A 255-nucleotide genomic window follows, 5' to 3' on the forward strand; every position below is an offset into this window, starting at 1 on the left:
TAATTGGTACTTTAAATTTCTAGCGAGATTCAAAATAAAAAAGAATTTTAATTATTCTGTAGCACAAATGTGTTTCTCGCCTTTAATAAAACCTGATATTACAATTTTTCTAGATGTTGATCCGTCTATATCCGTAAAAAGACGTACTAATTATTCCATTACAGAGACTGGGAATATGGATGGGTATTCAGGTCGTACTCAAGATAATTATATAAAATATCAGAATGAAGTAAGAAATGTGTTGAAAAAAATGAG

At 28.6% G+C, this 255-nt stretch carries 1 protein-coding gene; it reads left to right on the plus strand.

All coding sequences use genetic code 11. The features are described 5' to 3' along the window. On the plus strand, positions 1-255 hold a 255-nt coding region (locus RAD10_RS42260; protein ID WP_461622064.1), incomplete at both ends, for a hypothetical protein.

Source organism: Bradyrhizobium sp. 23AC, from assembly GCF_054863025.1.